Consider the following 17,217-nt stretch of genomic DNA (forward strand, 5'->3'; position numbering starts at 1 on the left):
ACCATGACTAAATTTACCACCGAAGAAGTTAGAAGTAAATTTATAACTTACTTTAAAGCAAATAATCATACACATGTACCGGCTAGCTCGTTAATTCCACACAATGACCCTAGCTTAATGTTTGTTAATTCCGGAATGGTACAATTTAAAAATGTTTTTACCGGACAAGAAAAAAGACCTTATAACAAAGCGGTAACTAGTCAGAAATCTCTTAGAGCCGGCGGCAAGCATAACGACCTTGAGAATGTCGGTTACACGGCAAGACATAATACCTTTTTTGAAATGCTAGGTAATTTTTCATTCGGTGACTATTTTAAAGAACAAGCCATATATTACGCTTGGAATTTATTGACTAAAGAATTTGAACTCCAAAAAGATAAGCTATATGTAACAGTCTATCATACCGACGACGAAGCAGCTTCTTACTGGAAAAAAATAGCAGGATTTAGGGATGATCGCATAATAAGGATTAAAACAAATGATAATTTTTGGTCTATGGGCGATACGGGTCCTTGCGGTCCTTGCTCTGAAATTTTTTATGACCACGGAGAACAAATATACGGTGGGCTACCTGGCACTAAGGACGAAGACGGTGACAGATTTATCGAGATTTGGAATATGGTATTTATGCAATATGAACAAATCGATAAAGATACTAGAATAGAGTTACCGCAAAAATCTATCGATACCGGTATGGGTCTTGAGCGTATGACGGCAGTACTACAGCATGTTAACAATAATTATGACATAGATTTATTTCAGGAAATAATTAATTTTACCGAAAATATAGTAAAAGTGAAAGTAGCGGGAGAAGCTAAATTTTCTTACCGAGTTATTGCCGACCACTTACGAGCAAGTAGCTTTTTAATAGCTGACGGTGTTATCCCTTCAAATGAAGGGCGTGGTTACGTACTTCGCCGTATTATGAGGCGAGCCATGCGGTATGCTCATATGTTAGGCAGCAAAGAGCCGCTTATGTATAAATTACTGCCAAAGCTTGTTGATTTAATGGGGAATGTTTATCCTGAACTTAAGAGAGCAGAAAGCTTTATCAGCAGCATCTTAGAACAAGAGGAAATTAGGTTTAAAACTACTTTAGAACGTGGTTTAAAGCTTCTTACCGAAGAAACAGAAACGCTAATAAAAGGTAATGAATTATCAGGAGAAGTAGCGTTTAAACTATATGATACTTACGGATTTCCGCTTGATTTAACTGAAGATATTTTAAAAAGCCGTGATATTTCCATCGATCATAAGGGATTTGAAGAGCAAATGCTTGCCCAAAAAGAACGTGCTAGAAAATCTTGGCTTGGCTCCGGTGAATCAAAAATAGATCAACTATGGTTTGATATTAAAGAGCAGCATGGTAGCACGGAATTTTTAGGATATACGCTTAATGAAGCAGAATGTAAAATAATTGCATTAATTAAAGATAATAGTTTAATTGATAATATAAAAGAAATAGATACGCAATTTCTGCTAATCAGCAACCAAACACCTTTTTACGGTGAGTCCGGCGGTCAGATGGGTGACATTGGGACGATATTTTCAAAAGATTCTGAAATAGAAGTAATAGATACGTTAAAATATTTAGGCTCTATTATAGTCCACAAATGTATTTTGAAAAAGGGGCAGATTAACGTAGGTGAAAATGCTAATTTTAGTATAGACATCAAATATAGACAAAATTTAAGGATTCACCACTCGGCCACGCATATATTACATGCAGTACTACATGAGGTGCTTGGTAAACATGTTACACAAAAAGGTTCTTTAGTCGCTCCGACTTATTTACGTTTTGATATTAGCCATTCTAAAGCTGTGACTAATGAAGAAATCACTTTAATCGAAGATAAGGTAAATGAGATTATTAGAGATAATCATGAAGTAGATACTACATTAATGACAACTGAAGATGCAGTCAAACAAGGAGCTATGGCACTGTTTGGCGAGAAATACGACTCTGAGGTAAGAGTAGTTAAGATGGGTGAGACTTCTTTAGAATTATGCGGTGGTACGCATGCCAGACGTACCGGTGACATCGGTTGCTTTAAAATCACAAGCGAAAGTGCTATAGCGGCAGGGGTTCGCAGAATTGAAGCAGTTTGCGGTGAATTCGTAATTAAATTAATGAGAGAAAAGGATAGTTTACTTAAATCGATAGAAAGCAGTTTAAAGACTAACAAAAACGAACTTGTTACTAAGGTTAATAATACCCTAGAGCGTAATAAGGAACTTGAGAAAGAGTTAGAAAAAACTCATTTAGCTCGTTTAGATTTAAGTATAGAGCAGATTGAAAAGCAAGCTGAGGATATAAAAGGAGTTAAGTTAATTTATCGATATATAGAGAATTTAGACAATAAAGTATTGCGTCAGGCTGCAGAAAATTTAACGAAAAAAGTAGAAGATTTAATAGTAGTATATATTGCGGGTAATAACGATAAATTATCTATTACGGTTGCGGTGAGTAAAGCTATAACAGACAAATACAATGCAGGTATAATTGCAAAAGAACTCTCTTTATTCTTGGGAGGCAACGGCGGAGGTGGACAAGCAAGCCTTGCTCAAGCCGGAGGAAATGATATAGGTAAGTTAACTAACATCCAGGAAAAATTATACAGTTTATTAACAGTGTCGTAGTGTACTAATTTAGGACGTGGTTGCGAGCAGTTGTAGGCGTTGTTGCATGACTCGTTTTATGTCATTCCCGCGTAGGCGGGAATCCAGAAAAAAGTATAAATACAGCAAATTTTTGAAATTAAAAGCTCGATTTATCTCGCTTTATGCTGGATTCGCCTACGCGGGAATGACATCTAGGACTTTTTAAAAATTGTCCGGTACTATGGATTTGATCGCAGGATTCAGTCTTTTTTTGTTTTGTTATGGATCCCGTGGTCAAGCCACGGGATGACAGAGGTGAAATTGATCCACGCAGTCTACGACTGCTTGCAATGACGGAGTGGTATATACTTCTTTTACCTGAAGAATTGGTAGTATTAGATATTAATTATCCATAAGAACATTGATTATTCGCTCATCTAAATATTCATTTTCCAACTTTTCAAGTTAAAGAAGTATACTGAACAAAAATTATCTTAATTTTAAACACTATTTCTTCCAAAAAAATATCCTTCCTATAATTCTCTACTTAATTTCTTATCTCTCAACACTTCCTTTATATTTTTGAAGAAATAAATCCAGTACCTGCAAATTATAAGGTTGAGGCAAAGGGCTTAGAGGTATTAATACTCTCAAATCTTCACTAACTTTTTCATTAACAATAACCGGTTTATTAAAATTTTTTCCGCCATGGACAATACGGTGATCGGTTGCAATTAAATTGAGATTCTCTTGTTTTTTCCACCAATCTTCAAAAAGCTCAATCATCATTTCAATAGCATCATCTTTAATATCGGTAGCAGCTTCCTGTTTTTTATTTATATGAAATAATATTTTATTGTCGTTCTTTTCTAAAAAAATATTATAAATTTTATCCTTAACTTTTTTATTCTGAATTTCAAAAATAGAAATTTTTAAACTAGATGAGCCGGCATTAGCTATTAAAATAACATCTTTCATATTATTTACCTGCTTGGATATGTAGCTTTGCCTTAGTGTGATTATAGATAAATGAAGCAAGTACACAGGAAATAACCCGCATATCCATAGGATCGGCTCTACTTGTTAAAATAATAGGCACACGGGCTCCAAGAACGATACCCGCCATAACCGCTTGACCCAAATATTTTAGCTGCTTTGCAAGCATATTGCCTAATTCAAGATCAGGTACTACTAATATACTTCTTCAACATGAAGAGTTGTTAAAATGATTAGGCACAATGGTTTGAAAATTGTCATTTACCAATGAAGAAATTTTATTTTTATATTTTTCAATATTTTCAAAAAATATTCGTATAGAATCAGTAAATGTCTCAAAATTCGCATAAAATTTATTGTTACTTACAACAGAATGCATCAATTTCCACAGTCGTTCAATTGGATTCAAATTAGGACTATATGCCGGCAAAAATAGTAACTCTATTTTACCGTATTGTAGATATTCTTTTACCTTTTTTGACCTATGATATCCAGCATTATCGCATATCAAATAAATCTTACTTTTATCTTGATTATTTGCTTCTAATTCCTTTAAAAATTCAATAATATAATCACCATTAACCTTAGGATTGTCAGTTGTTACTACCTCTAAATCCTTAAGATTAATAGCACCAATAATATGTTTACGCTTCCAACCACTGAAACTTGGTAATGTTTTAACTACATTCTTGCTAATCCAACCAAATCTTGCTCGAGTTTGGTATTGAGGATGAACACTATCCATAAAATAAATAGACTCATCTTTAGCTAAATTATTTTTTAGCAAACTATATTGCAGCTTAAATTCCTCTTGCTTAGCTAAATCTATTTTTCCAGGCATTAACTTAGGTTTCTGATAACTAAAACCAAGTCTGTGTAACAGCTTGATTACCCCAGCTAATGTATAGATTACTCCATATTGACGTTCTATGAACAAACCTATATCTCTAGCATATACTTCTTTAACTTGAAAAGTTGGAAAATGAATATTTAGATGAGCGAATAATCAATGTTCTTATGGATAATTAATATCTAATACTACCAATTCTTCAGGTAAAAGAAGTATACACATAATTATTATTTTCTAGATGAACTATTAACTCTGCTTCCTCCTGTCTAGTAAGTTTACTATCACTACCGCCATTTCCAGGCTTAAGCTTCTGAGCATTATGATAATCTATTAAATGTTTTCTTATCCCTTCATCACTCAGTAATAACACTTTCGATATCTCATCAATACTATAGCTATCATCATACATGAGAACAGCTTTGATTCTATCACAAATCCTCTTATCCCTTTCGCTTCTATGATAAAGCTTTAATTCTTCTTTTTCTACTGATGTTAATTTTCTATAAATCCATTCTTACTTAATAACACTTGCTGACTTCTTTGACAATTTTTCATTTACTAGAGGTATATATATTTTGAAAGGTAAAGTTTAAGAGGCTATCTGTAAATAAATGTTAACCGATAATTTAATTCTTTTTTGCCGCAAAAATCTTATTAATTTTCGCTAAACAAGCTCTTTAATTACTAATTAATATTTATTTACAGATAATCTCTAAGATTATTTTTCTTTTGTAATTTTATCATATTTTTTTAGTTTGATAAGAATGGACTCTAGATTATCCAACTTAATCATACATGGACCATCACTTGGAGCGTTATCTGGATCTTGATGTACTTCCATATACATACCGGCGATACCTACAGCAGTTGCTGCCTTTGCAAGCAGCTCTACATATTTTCTTTCTCCGCCAGTACTACCTCCTAGCCCTCCAGGCTGCTGAACGGAATGCGTCGCATCAAAAACTACAGGTACATTTAACTCCGTCATTATTGCAAGGCTACGCATATCAGATACCAAATTATTATAACCAAAACATGCACCACGCTCTGTAAATAATATATCTTTTACCCCAAAAGCTTCTAGTTTTGTTTGTACATTTTTCATATCCCACGGAGCTAAAAACTGTCCTTTTTTTACTTTTACTATTTTACCTGTTTTTGCTGCAGCTTGAAGCAAGTCGGTTTGTCTACATAGAAACGCCGGAATTTGTAAAATATCTGCTACTTCGGCTGTTTCAGTACATTGACTCTCTGAATGAACATCAGTAACAATAGGGCAATCGAATTCAGATTTTACTTTTGATAAAATTTCTAAACCTTTCTCAATACCAAGTCCTCTAATCCCATTTATGGAAGTTCTATTAGCTTTATCAAAAGAAGATTTATAAATAAATGGAATCTCAAGTTTGCTAGTTAATTTAACAAGTTTTTCTGCCATAAACAACGTATGATCTTTGCTTTCAATCTGACAAGGTCCTGCAATTAGGATAAACGGTAAATCATTTCCTATTTTAATATTGTTAAGTTTTACTACTTTTTGCATAATTCTTAGATTTAATTAATTGAGCGAGGCACGGATTAGTGTTTCTCTGTTATATCAGGTGTTGATTCATTTTCTATTAAGTCATTGTTAATTATTAGCGTATAATATTTTTCTTTTATTGTCGTTAAATCATAATTACCATGATAATAACCTTCTAGGTTAATAATTTTTTTTAAATAAAAATTTACCTGCTCTGTTTCTAACGGCTCATCTATATTTTTTATAATAGACGACTTAATATTAATTAAATACGCTTTTATTTTTTTAAATTCTTTACTAATTATAAAAATATCATCCGGTTTTGTTACCAATATTCCTACAAACAAAATTAATAATATTTGTGTTAAAGACATATTTATATTAATTTCTTATGTTTATATTTTGGATTTAAAATACTTTCCCCATTAGTACTTAGCATATATTCATGGTAATCTTGATAATTTCCTTCAAACCATGTAGCATTATTTTCTTTATCATATGATATAATATGAGTGGCTATTCTATCTAAAAACCACCTATCATGACTAATTACTAATACACAACCTGCAAAATCTAAAATAGCATCTTCAAGTGCTCTTAACGTATCAATATCTAAATCATTAGACGGCTCATCTAATAATATAACATTTGCTCCTTCTTTTAGTAATTTCGCCAAATGTACTCTGTTACGTTCTCCACCTGAAAGTTGTCCAACTTTTTTTTGTTGAGCACCGCCTCTAAAATTAAAAGCTGCACAATAAGCTCTACTTTTAATTATTCTATTACCAAGTGGTAATTCATCTAGACCTTCTGAAATTTCTTCCCATATAGTCTTATTATCATCTAAATGATCCCGTGATTGATCAACGTAACCTAATTTTACCGTTTGACCAATTTTAATAGAACCACTATCCGGCGTTATTTTACCTGTAATAATATTAAACAAAGTAGATTTACCTGCTCCATTCGGTCCAATAATTCCTACAATAGCTCCACGTGGAACTTTAAAACTAAAATCTGATAATAATATTTTATTATTAAATTTTTTAGCTATATGTTCTGCTTCAATAACAAGATCCCCTAAACGAGGTCCGTTAGGTATAATTATTTGAGTAGGATCAGTTTTTTGTTCTTGTTGTTTATTTAATAATTCTTGATATGCTGTAATACGTGCTTTATTTTTTGATTGTCTAGCTTTTGGTATTTGACGAATCCATTCAAGTTCACGATTCAATTGTTTTTTTCTATCATCGTCTTCTTTACTTTCTAAAGCTAATTTTTTTTGCTTCTGTTCAAGCCAAGAACTATAATTTGATTCCCACGGTATACAATTTCCACGATCTATTTCTAATATCCATTCTGTAACATTATCTAAAAAATAACGATCATGGGTAATTACTATTACAGTACCTTCATAATGCTTTAAATAATCTTCAAGCCAAGAAACTGATTCTGCATCCAAATGATTTGTAGGTTCATCAAGTAACAACATATCAGGTTTCTCTAAAAGCAATTTACATAAAGCCACTCTTCTTTTTTCTCCACCGGAAATTTTTGTAATAGCTGCTTCTTTTGGTGGGCAACGTAAAGCAAGCATTGCGATCTCTATTTCACGTTCTAGATTCCATCCATCACAATTGTCTATTTTTTCTTGCAATTCTGCTTGTTTATCAAAAAGCTTTTGCATTTCTTCATCAGTGATTTCAGCAGCAAATTTATTACTTATATAATTAAATTCATCAATAAGTTTTTTCTTTTCATGAAGACCTTCTATGATATTATCAAAAACATTTTTACTAGAATCAAGATACGGTTCTTGAGGTAAATATCCTACTTTTATACCGATTTTAGCTGTTGCTTTACCTTCAAACTCTTTATCAATACCTGCCATTATTTTTAATAAAGTCGATTTGCCTGCTCCATTTGGACCTATTATACCGATTTTAGCTTTTGGTAAAAATGATAAATTTGTTTCTTTTAAAATTCGTTTACCATTTATAATTTTGCTTAAACCAACCATTTCATAAACATATTGATATGACATAAATTACTTATTTCCTTATATTATTATTTTACACCGATAAATATATTTACTACTGCATTGTATGAATTTATTGCTCTATGATCATATAATTCAAAATTAGACATTGTAATTTCTATCATTATTTTTCTTGTTTGGGTATGTATCTTAAGAAATAAAATGCTGTATATATACTTTACATTTTAACAGTTTTTTTAATTTAATTTTAATAATATCAAGTCTAATTCTTCTAAATTTTTATAATGAAATATTAATTTCCCACCTAAAGAATAATTTTCTATGGTTACTTTTATACCAAATTTTTCTGATAAAACTTTTACTAATGATTCAAGATCATTATCGGTAGCATTGTCTTTTAAAAAACGCTTTCCTACTTTGTTATTATTGTTAGGAGATTTCGTATATTCATTTTTATACCATTGTCTTACTAGCTCTTCTGTTTGACGTACATTTAAATCATTACTTATAATATGATCGGCCATTACTTCTGCATGTTCATGATTTATTAAACATCGAGCTTGTCCCATGCTTAATATATTCTCATTTACTTTATCTTGAATAGATTGTGGCAAATTATTAAGCCTCAATAAATTAGCTATATGACTACGACTTTTGCCAAGCCTTTCAGCTAATTTTTCTGTCGTATAATTAAAATTTTCTACCAAATATTTAAAGCCACGAGCTTCTTCCATAACTGTTAAATCAGTTCTTTGTATGTTCTCAATTAATGCTATTTCCATACTCTCTCTAGCATCTAAATTTTTTATAATTACTGGTATCTCTAAAACTTTTGCTAATTTACATGCACGCCAGCGTCGCTCTCCTGCTATAATTTGGAAATTATTATCAACGATAATAGGCTGTAATAAACCATTATTCAATATAGAATCTGCTAATTCTTTTATGTTATCATATTCAAAGTTTTTTCTAGGCTGATTCTCATTCGGCCTTATTTTATCAATATTTATTATTTGTATTATTTCTGATTCTATAGAAATAACTTCTTCCCCAAGTAATGAAGATAACCCTCTTCCTAGTCCTTTATTTTTTGCCATATCTTTCTAAGATTTCTTTTGTAAGTTCTATATATGCAACTGCTCCCGCACATTTATAATCATATATAATAGCCGGTTTTCCATATGAAGGTGCTTCAGATAATTTAATATTTCTTGGGATAACGGTTTTAAATACTAATTCTCCTAAGCATTTTCTAACATCATCTTCTACTTGTTCAGTTAAACGATTACGCTTATCATACATTGTAAATAATATACCTGCAATCTTTATCTTAGGATTTAATTTTTTCTCTACAATTTCAATTGTTTTTAGCAAGTGACTTAATCCTTCTAATGAATAAAAATCACATTGCATTGGAATCAACACTTCATCGCTTGCAACTAAAGCGTTTACTGTTAATAAATTTAATGAAGGAGGGCAATCAATAATTATATAATCATATAATATCTTTATTTCTTCCAATAGCTTCACTAAAATATATTCTCGGTCCTTTAATTTTGTTAAATCTAATTCAGCAGCAGATAGATTAGTGTTTGAAGTAATTATTTCTAAATTTGGTATGTCTGTAGAAATTATTGCATCTTTCAATTTTATTAAATTTGTTAATACTTGATATATAGTATTTTTGCGTTGTTGCTGGCTAATTCCAAAACCGGTACTACTATTCCCTTGAGGATCAAGATCTATAACTAAAATTTTTTTATTTACAGCAGCAAAAGCTGTAGCTAAATTTACAGTGGTTGTAGTTTTAGCCACCCCTCCTTTTTGATTAACAATAGCAATTACTCTCATATAATTTTTGTTAAATTACTAACTTCTAGAATTTTCCCTTCTTCACAAGTAATACCTTGATGTATTAAATAATCAAATAACCACATCTCTTTAGCTTCTACTATTTCTGTTAAATAATTTTTTCCTTTTAATAATAAAAATTTTTCTTGTACTGAAATATTTTTTATACAATTAAATATTGTATTTAATTTAGAGAAAGCTCTACAAGTCAATATACTACAATCTATTTCTACTTTTTCTATTCTTTGATTGATTATTTGTATGTTATTATTTGATATCTTTGATGCTTTTTCTAAAAATATACATTTACGTAAATCAGCTTCTATTAAACTTACTTTTGCTACCCCTGCTATAGATAATACTATACCGGGAAAACCGGCCCCACTTCCTATATCAACCAAGTGTATTTCTTTATTATCAATATATTGCATTAATTGTAATGAGTCTAATATATGACGTTGCCAAAAATTATGTATAGTATTATCCGATACAAGATTAATTGATTTATTCCATTTTTTAACTAACTTTTGAAAAATTTCTAACTTTTCAATTATTTCACGTGGAACTTCCATCACTATATTTAGTTTTTAAATAAATTATAATAGCCGTAATTGCTGCAGGTGTAATCCCTGAAATTCGACGTGCTACACCAATAGTAGTAGGTTTATGGGAAGAAAGTTTTTCCTGTATCTCTAATGATATACTTGGTATTTTAAAATAGTCAATATTTTTAGGTATTAACTGTGCCTCTTCACTTTGAAATAAATTAATATCTGCGTGTTGTCTAGTTAAATATGAAGCATATTTTGCTTCAATATAGAGTAATTGCAAAATATTATTATTTTGCGTTTCTTTAAGCATAGGAAAAATTTTAATAGCTTGTTCAACATTAAAACTAGGTATTTTAAATAAATCTAATACTGTTTTATATGTACCATCCTGTGCAACCTGTATACCCATTTTAGCAAGTTTACTAGTAGTTAAAGACAAAGTATTTAATAATGATTTTGTTTTTTCTATATCTTCATATTTTTTTGTAAATATTTTTTTACGTTTTTCTGATACAACACCAATGTTTATCCCTAATTCCGTTAAACGTAAATCAGCGTTATCTGCTCTTAAAGATAATCTATATTCTGAGCGAGAAGTAAACATACGATAAGGTTCTATAGTACCAAATGTTGTTAAATCGTCAATCATTACTCCAATATAACTGTTTGCTCTTGTTAACATAAACGGTGCTTGATCTTTTACTGCTAAAGCAGCATTTATACCGGCTATTATACCTTGCCCTGCGGCTTCCTCATATCCTGTAGTACCGTTAATTTGCCCGGCAAAATACAATCCAGCTATTTTTTTTGTCTCTAGCGTAACACTTATTTCACGTGGATCAACATAATCATATTCTATAGCATAACCTGGACGTAAAACCTTTACATTTTCTAATCCTAGTATTGTTTTAATTAATTTATGTTGTACATCTTCAGGCAAAGAAGTAGAAATACCGTTTGGATAAATCGTATAATCATCTAACCCCTCAGGTTCTAAAAATATACGATGTTCTGATTTTGTACTAAATCTGACTATTTTATCTTCAATAGAAGGACAATATCGCGGTCCTATTCCTTCTATCTGTCCTGAATACATTGCGGATTTATTAAGGTTCTCACGTATAATATCATGAGTTTCTGAGGTTGTTTTTGTAATAAAACAATTTATCTGAGGAACATTGACAACACTTGTTAATTCAGAAAAAGGACGAGGAGTTTTATCGCCGGGCTGTAAAGCTGTTTTACTATAATCAATAGTACGTCCGTCAACTCGAGGCGGTGTACCTGTTTTTAAACGAGCCAGTTTAAAACCTATTTGTTTTAGTGTATTTGATAATCCATACGAAGGCTCTTCATCTGCTCTACCGGCAGGAATTTTTTTTTGTCCAATATGAATAAGACCTGATAGAAAAGTACCAGTAGTTAATATAATTTTTTGACAAGGAATTTTGCTATCGTTATTTAAAATAACCGCTTCAACTTTAGAAGATTTAATTTCTATATCTTCCACCTTTCCATATAGTATATCTAGATTAGGGTAATTTGTTAATATTTGATACATCGCTTTTTTATAAAGCTTTCGATCAGCTTGAGCTCTAGGTCCCCAAACTGCCGGTCCTCTAGTCTCATTCAGCATTTTATAATGTATACCGGCTTGATCTATAACATAACCCATTAGCCCATCAAGGGCGTCGATTTCTTTAACTAATGTGCCTTTTGCAATTCCACCAATTGCTGGATTGCAAGACATTTCGCCTAAATTTTCCGGTTTTAACGTAATTAAGAGAGTAGAAGCTCCAAGACGTGCAGAAGCGGCTGCTGCTTCTACGCCTGCATGTCCACCACCTATAACTATTACGTCATATTTTAGCATTAATTATTCTATAATTTCAGATTTGTTAAAGAAAAATTCGATTTCTCTTTTCGCACTGCTTTCACTATCTGAACCATGAATACTATTAGCCTCAATAGATTCGCCTAAATCTTTTCTAATAGTTCCTGCTTCAGCTTCAGCAGGATTAGTTGCACCCATAATGGTACGGTTTAAAATTATAGCATCTTCCCCCTTAAGAACTTGAAGTACTACCGCTCCTGAAGTAATATATTCAACTAAGCTATTAAAAAACGGTCTTGCTCTATGTTCATCGTAGAAACACTCAGCTTCATATTTAGTTAAAAATTTCATTTTCTGAGCTACTATCTTTAAGCCTGCATTTTCCAAATAAGTATTAACTTGTCCTATTTTATTCCTCTTGATAGCATCAGGCTTAATCATTGAAAAAGTATATTGTATTGTCATTTTATAACCTATTTATATAATTTTTATATAATTGTTAAATTCATTTTTTAGCTGAACGATTCCATGTTAAAGCAAATAACCCTCCTCCTAAAAGAGCAGAAATACTGAAAAATATAAATACCCCATTCCAACCGTAATTATCGCTAATCCATCCTATGCCGACTCCCGCAATAGCCGCTCCTAAATAACCAAATAACCCTGATAATCCATTAGCCGTACCTACAGCTTGACGAGTACTAAAATCAGCAGCTGCTATACCTACAAGAAGCTGAGGTCCTGAAACAAAAAAGCCTATTAAAGAAAGAATTACTATACTTAATAATTCACTTTGAATAGGAATTTTCCAAAACAAGATTAACAATAAGCTAAGCGATACCATACATATGGATGCAACAGGACCTCGACGACCTTGAAATAGTTTATCAGATAAAACACCTGCTATTAATGCCCCTGGGATACCTATCATTTCATATAAACCGATTTGTAAGCCTGCATTTGCAAGGCTTATATTACGTAAATCTTTTAAAAATGTTGGAGCCCAATAAATTACTCCAGAACGTATTATATAAACAAACATGTTTGCTAAACAAACATACCATATTAGCTTATTACAAAAGACCATTTTAAGTAATTGAGGAGTTAATAGCTTCTCGTAATCCCCTATAGCTTCAGGCGGATATTCTTTATATTCCTCTACGGTAGATAAACCTACTTCTTTTGGAGAATTACGAAGCCTATCATATAAAAAAAGCGATACTACACAAGCAACTACACCGGGAACGAAAAAAGCGGCTCTCCAATCAAATTTATCGATTAAATAACCGCAGCTTATCATAGCAAGGGCACCACCTATTTGATTAGAAGTTGCACCCATAGCCCATTTAGTTCCAAGTTCTTTTGAAGCGAACCAGTGAGTAAGCATTTTTGTTGCAGGAGGCCAACCCATAGATTGAAACCAGTTACTGGCTATCCATAAAATTCCTATAAGCCATAAAGAATCTGCAAAACCTATTAGAATAGTAATGACCCCAACAAATAAAAGACCCAAAACCATAAATATCCGAGCATTAACTTTATCGCTAATAAACCCGTTACAAGCTTTACTAACTCCATACATAATAGATGAAGCAGTTAATATCCAACCAATTTGCGTTTTAGTAACCCCAAAATATTCTCTTATAGCAGGTGTTGCTATATTAAAATTCTGACGACAAAAATAAAAAGTCGCATAACCTATAATAATAGAATACAAAATCCTTATTCGCCAACTATTATATTTTTTTACATATGGCGACCTTGGAGTTTTAATTTTGGGTTTTGTATCTGTCATATTATAAACTCTCCGACTATAAAAAGTTTCTAAGAAACTTGCTTTTTTATTTTAACAAACTCTATTTTTCAGTTTTATTTACCAAAACTTGATACTCTTTATTTAAACCTTTAACGGCATATATCCATAATATTACTATTACAAAGAATATAGAAGCAAAATATGGTGTTGCCTCAACAAAACCGAATGCGGGAAATAAAATAAAGAATGTGGATTGAATAATAGCACCACCCGATTTACCGAATCTCCCTCCGATAACTTCAACAGCAGCCTGTCCTTTTACTCGTAAATCCTTATCAAGCGGAATATATGCCATGTTTTTAGTGGCATCAAATAAAGAATATTTTACACCTTTACTTAAAACATTTTGAATCATACCGATCATAACAGCAAGTGCTAAAGGACCTGAAGCAAGAATACCTGTTAAATACATAGCAATAACACTATCAAAAAAGATAAATGCAAAAAACGCTGCACCAGTAATTAACATCATTAATGGAGTTATCATAGCTGCAGCTAACCATGATACTTTTCTTAAAATATTACTACCTATAAGCATGAAAGCAATTGCAACCCAACCCTGATAAAATTGGAACTTACCCATATATATAGTATAAGCCTCTTTCGTCGGATACAATTCTTTTACTTTGGATTTCCAAACGCCTTCAACTAAGTTTACTGAAATACCATAAGCAATAAGTAACAATGCAATATAACCTACATACTTAGAGGTAAAGATCATTTTAAAACTGTCTATTAATGACATTTTAGCTTTAGCTTTCTTTTCTTTTACTAATGCCGGATCATAAAGTCTAGGATCGGTTAGAACGTTTCTATTCATCCATCTATATGTTAATATTATCAAAAAGCTACTTGTTATCATTATAACAAATAAAGGCACAAATTTTAGATATTCTGCAACTATTTGAGTTTTTTCATGCAAGAAATATCCAATAATCACGGATGTTACAGGCAATGCTAAATTAGCAAGTAAACCAAACATTGAGTAAAAACGTTTAGCTTCATCGGTTTTAGTAATTTGGTTAGCAAACTGCCAAAATAATAAACTTAGCATCATTGTTCCCCAAAGCTCTGCCATAGTATAAAAAGATGCAAAACTCCATTTCCCAACTATTCTTATAAACCATTTAAAATTAGGGTAAGCTAAACTTAAAGATTCTATGGTTTCAGGATCAGGATGAACTAAATCAGGGTAGGGGTAAAGAACAAACGCAAATAACGCAAAATACCCTAAGAAAAATGAAGTAATAACATAAAATACGTTTTCTTGCTTTAAAATATCGCAGAGCTTAACATAAATTACCATAGCGATTACGGCAGAAGGTAGTACTATGTATGTTTTTAAGAAACTTATTGCTTCTGCCCCTATATCCGTTACTACAAATCCGTCTTTAATTGAACGAAGCGTTGAGTAGTTTAATAAAATACAGAACATCATAAACGCCATAGGAAGAAACTTCTTATTTTCATATCTTTCTATAGGCCAAATTACCTTTCTTAGTTCCGAGAGATAATTGTCACTTTTGGGAGTACTCATAAATTAAATTTTTCTATTTATTTTGAAGATACATATTATACTAGAATATGTTAGAAAAGTCAAACCTATTGATTTTTTCTCAAAGGAAATTAAATAAAATGTATTAACTCTGAGATGTATAAAAGAAATATGATAATTTATTTACTTGATTTTAATTTCTATCTATAATTTTCTTTTTATAAATTATTACAATAAAATTAGGCAGTTATAACGCCAGTTTAGGATAAGAAGAGTTTAAAATATTAGTTTTAGTAATATTAAAAGCATTAACACAAGCTAGAATATGAACTAAAAAATTAGTAGGTGATCGATGCCTTGAGTGTTCAAGATTCATATTATTTTTTAGGACATTAAATACTGACTCAACCAACGACCTTTTTCTAAGCTGTATTTTATCTTCCATTTCCAATAAATGATTCTTCATATCTTTTCTAATTCCTGTAAATAAGCGTAATCCACGACCTAATAATTTAGTAAATAATTCCTTAGAAATATATCCCTTATCACCAAAGAGTTTACCTTGTAATCCATCAGTTATATCGTCTGCTACCGATAAATCACTATTATTTGCTTTGGTAATTTTGATTGCCATAATCGCTCCCTTATTGTTAATTACTATATGCAACTTAAACCCCATAAACCATCCATAACTACTCATCCCTATTTTAGCTATATACTTCTTTAACTTGAAAAGTTGGAAAATGAATATTTAGATGAGCGAATAATCAATGTTCTTATGGATAATTAATATCTAATACTACCAATTCTTCAGGTAAAAGAAGTATACCACTAAATACTTTATTGCTATTTGTACGTTTTGTATAACATATCGATAATTTAGTTGAATCTATGCAATAAATTCCTGTTTCCTCTCCTCTAAATAGTTGCAACATTATAACCAAGCGGTAGAATTAATCTTGACCATAATTGTATTATTCGACTATAACTTGGTAATTTAAAATAACCTCTATATTTATATGATAAGTGATATAAATAATAATTCTTAAAATCTTTGCACGGCGATATATAAAAATATAATACGATAGTTAAAAGCTCTGAAAGGCTTAAATTCCCTTCTCTCCGGCGTTTTCTATCTGTTGGTATTAATTTTTGCTTCTCCCATTCTTCATATATTTCACAAAAATTGTCTAGTATCTAAAATAAAGTTGTGATACATTTTTTCATTGTCGGGTTCTTGTTTTTTTGTTGAAAAACTTCAGTAACCCAACACTCTTAACTTGTAAATACTTTATTCTTATTCCATGCTTCTCTTCTTCCTTATCCTAAATTCGCGTTTATATACTTAGTATAACCCAAATTTTTTCGATATAATATACTGTACGAGTATAGTTAAGTGTTAGATTTTAAAAGTGTTGTTGATTTATTAGAAAAATTACCTAACTGAACAAAAGTACATAAATTATTTTACTTATATACGTTAGGCTAACGGAGCTTATTGTCTACATTGCGGCAACCAAAAGATTTTTCATTATTTATCTTATAAACCCTTGGTAGTTCGGTATGAAACTCAAAGTAGTTAAAAACGAAGAATTATCTTTTAACGAGGCTTTAGCAATGATAGGTCAAGCTCCGTTAAAAATTAATTCTCCAGAGATTGAAGAAGACGGAATCTACCGTCTTAAGAGTCAAGAGTAAAAAG

15 protein-coding genes and 3 pseudogenes are annotated in these 17,217 nt (G+C 31.2%); 3 read left to right on the forward strand and 15 right to left on the reverse strand.

Annotated features, from left to right (window positions below; genetic code table 11):
- Window positions 1-3 precede the first annotated feature (3 nt).
- Together alaS and AC5584_RS00240 are read left to right on the forward strand one after the other, a co-directional pair.
- A complete protein-coding gene (gene alaS / locus AC5584_RS00235) occupies window positions 4-2,640 on the forward strand; it encodes an alanine--tRNA ligase (RefSeq protein ID WP_499216466.1) in 2,637 nt (878 codons plus the stop codon).
- Between the two features lie 251 nt (window positions 2,641-2,891).
- Entirely contained in the window at window positions 2,892-3,017 is a 126-nt protein-coding gene (locus tag AC5584_RS00240) for a hypothetical protein (protein ID WP_499216467.1), read from the forward strand.
- Between the two features lie 157 nt (window positions 3,018-3,174).
- Here the strand turns inward: AC5584_RS00240 and AC5584_RS00245 are convergent.
- The 15 genes and pseudogenes from AC5584_RS00245 to AC5584_RS00315 all read right to left on the reverse strand — a co-directional run.
- A pseudogene (locus AC5584_RS00245) lies at window positions 3,175-3,579 on the reverse strand (acetate/propionate family kinase); the annotation flags it as partial.
- Window position 3,580: 1 nt separating this feature from the next.
- Window positions 3,581-3,799: pseudogene (locus tag AC5584_RS00250) on the reverse strand (phosphate acetyltransferase); the annotation flags it as partial.
- A gap of 6 nt (window positions 3,800-3,805) precedes the next feature.
- Window positions 3,806-4,585 (reverse strand): IS630 family transposase, encoded by a 780-nt coding sequence (locus tag AC5584_RS00255; RefSeq protein ID WP_499217061.1) that lies wholly within the window; start codon window positions 4,583-4,585, stop codon window positions 3,806-3,808.
- Between the two features lie 61 nt (window positions 4,586-4,646).
- On the reverse strand, window positions 4,647-4,856 hold the full coding sequence (locus AC5584_RS00260; RefSeq protein WP_499216468.1) for a hypothetical protein: 210 nt from the start codon (window positions 4,854-4,856) through the stop codon (window positions 4,647-4,649).
- Between the two features lie 309 nt (window positions 4,857-5,165).
- The gene (gene kdsA / locus AC5584_RS00265) at window positions 5,166-5,990 is read right to left on the reverse strand and encodes a 3-deoxy-8-phosphooctulonate synthase (protein WP_499216469.1); all 825 of its coding nucleotides are present in this window, start codon (window positions 5,988-5,990) and stop codon (window positions 5,166-5,168) included.
- A gap of 35 nt (window positions 5,991-6,025) precedes the next feature.
- Window positions 6,026-6,343 carry a DUF2672 domain-containing protein gene (locus AC5584_RS00270; RefSeq protein ID WP_499216470.1) on the reverse strand — a complete coding sequence of 106 codons (318 nt, stop codon included), beginning with the start codon at window positions 6,341-6,343 and terminating at the stop codon, window positions 6,026-6,028.
- A gap of 2 nt (window positions 6,344-6,345) precedes the next feature.
- Window positions 6,346-8,013: an energy-dependent translational throttle protein EttA gene (gene ettA, locus AC5584_RS00275; RefSeq protein ID WP_499216471.1), complete on the reverse strand. Its 1,668-nt coding sequence runs from the start codon at window positions 8,011-8,013 to the stop codon at window positions 6,346-6,348.
- 191 nt (window positions 8,014-8,204) lie between these two features.
- Window positions 8,205-9,065, reverse strand: coding sequence for a ParB/RepB/Spo0J family partition protein (locus AC5584_RS00280; RefSeq protein WP_499216472.1), 861 nt, complete (start codon window positions 9,063-9,065; stop codon window positions 8,205-8,207).
- Window positions 9,052-9,819, reverse strand: a complete 768-nt coding sequence (locus tag AC5584_RS00285; protein ID WP_499216473.1) for a ParA family protein — start codon at window positions 9,817-9,819, stop codon at window positions 9,052-9,054. The genes AC5584_RS00280 and AC5584_RS00285 overlap by 14 nt, the downstream gene beginning before the upstream one ends.
- Entirely contained in the window at window positions 9,816-10,391 is a 576-nt protein-coding gene (rsmG, locus tag AC5584_RS00290) for a 16S rRNA (guanine(527)-N(7))-methyltransferase RsmG (RefSeq protein ID WP_499216474.1), read from the reverse strand. Before rsmG ends, AC5584_RS00285 begins: the two co-directional genes overlap by 4 nt.
- The gene (mnmG, locus tag AC5584_RS00295) at window positions 10,375-12,243 is read right to left on the reverse strand and encodes a tRNA uridine-5-carboxymethylaminomethyl(34) synthesis enzyme MnmG (RefSeq protein ID WP_499216475.1); all 1,869 of its coding nucleotides are present in this window, start codon (window positions 12,241-12,243) and stop codon (window positions 10,375-10,377) included. The genes rsmG and mnmG overlap by 17 nt, the downstream gene beginning before the upstream one ends.
- A gap of 3 nt (window positions 12,244-12,246) precedes the next feature.
- The gene (ndk, locus tag AC5584_RS00300; protein ID WP_499216476.1) at window positions 12,247-12,669 is read right to left on the reverse strand and encodes a nucleoside-diphosphate kinase; all 423 of its coding nucleotides are present in this window, start codon (window positions 12,667-12,669) and stop codon (window positions 12,247-12,249) included.
- A gap of 40 nt (window positions 12,670-12,709) precedes the next feature.
- Window positions 12,710-13,999 (reverse strand): MFS transporter, encoded by a 1,290-nt coding sequence (locus tag AC5584_RS00305; RefSeq protein WP_499216477.1) that lies wholly within the window; start codon window positions 13,997-13,999, stop codon window positions 12,710-12,712.
- 61 nt (window positions 14,000-14,060) lie between these two features.
- On the reverse strand, window positions 14,061-15,557 hold the full coding sequence (gene tlc1, locus AC5584_RS00310) for an ATP/ADP exchange transporter Tlc1 (protein ID WP_499216478.1): 1,497 nt from the start codon (window positions 15,555-15,557) through the stop codon (window positions 14,061-14,063).
- 205 nt (window positions 15,558-15,762) lie between these two features.
- A pseudogene (locus tag AC5584_RS00315) lies at window positions 15,763-16,712 on the reverse strand (IS982 family transposase).
- 366 nt (window positions 16,713-17,078) lie between these two features.
- Between AC5584_RS00315 and AC5584_RS00320 the strand changes: the two are divergent.
- Window positions 17,079-17,213 carry a hypothetical protein gene (locus AC5584_RS00320; RefSeq protein WP_410527658.1) on the forward strand — a complete coding sequence of 45 codons (135 nt, stop codon included), beginning with the start codon at window positions 17,079-17,081 and terminating at the stop codon, window positions 17,211-17,213.
- The last annotated feature ends 4 nt before the right edge of the window (window positions 17,214-17,217 follow it).

It is taken from the genome of Rickettsia endosymbiont of Villa modesta (assembly GCF_964026485.1).
Classification (GTDB): domain Bacteria; phylum Pseudomonadota; class Alphaproteobacteria; order Rickettsiales; family Rickettsiaceae; genus Rickettsia; species Rickettsia asembonensis.

Coding starts and splice junctions, on each gene's coding strand:
- alaS (WP_499216466.1), top strand. CDS start 4: ATGACTAAATTTACCACCGAAGAAGTTAGAAGTAAATTTATAACTTAC.
- AC5584_RS00260 (WP_499216468.1), bottom strand. CDS start 4,856: ATGTATGATGATAGCTATAGTATTGATGAGATATCGAAAGTGTTATTA.
- kdsA (WP_499216469.1), bottom strand. CDS start 5,990: ATGCAAAAAGTAGTAAAACTTAACAATATTAAAATAGGAAATGATTTA.
- AC5584_RS00270 (WP_499216470.1), bottom strand. CDS start 6,343: ATGTCTTTAACACAAATATTATTAATTTTGTTTGTAGGAATATTGGTA.
- ettA (WP_499216471.1), bottom strand. CDS start 8,013: ATGTCATATCAATATGTTTATGAAATGGTTGGTTTAAGCAAAATTATA.
- AC5584_RS00280 (WP_499216472.1), bottom strand. CDS start 9,065: ATGGCAAAAAATAAAGGACTAGGAAGAGGGTTATCTTCATTACTTGGG.
- AC5584_RS00285 (WP_499216473.1), bottom strand. CDS start 9,819: ATGAGAGTAATTGCTATTGTTAATCAAAAAGGAGGGGTGGCTAAAACT.
- rsmG (WP_499216474.1), bottom strand. CDS start 10,391: ATGGAAGTTCCACGTGAAATAATTGAAAAGTTAGAAATTTTTCAAAAG.
- mnmG (WP_499216475.1), bottom strand. CDS start 12,243: ATGCTAAAATATGACGTAATAGTTATAGGTGGTGGACATGCAGGCGTA.
- ndk (WP_499216476.1), bottom strand. CDS start 12,669: ATGACAATACAATATACTTTTTCAATGATTAAGCCTGATGCTATCAAG.
- AC5584_RS00305 (WP_499216477.1), bottom strand. CDS start 13,999: ATGACAGATACAAAACCCAAAATTAAAACTCCAAGGTCGCCATATGTA.
- tlc1 (WP_499216478.1), bottom strand. CDS start 15,557: ATGAGTACTCCCAAAAGTGACAATTATCTCTCGGAACTAAGAAAGGTA.
- AC5584_RS00320 (WP_410527658.1), top strand. CDS start 17,079: ATGAAACTCAAAGTAGTTAAAAACGAAGAATTATCTTTTAACGAGGCT.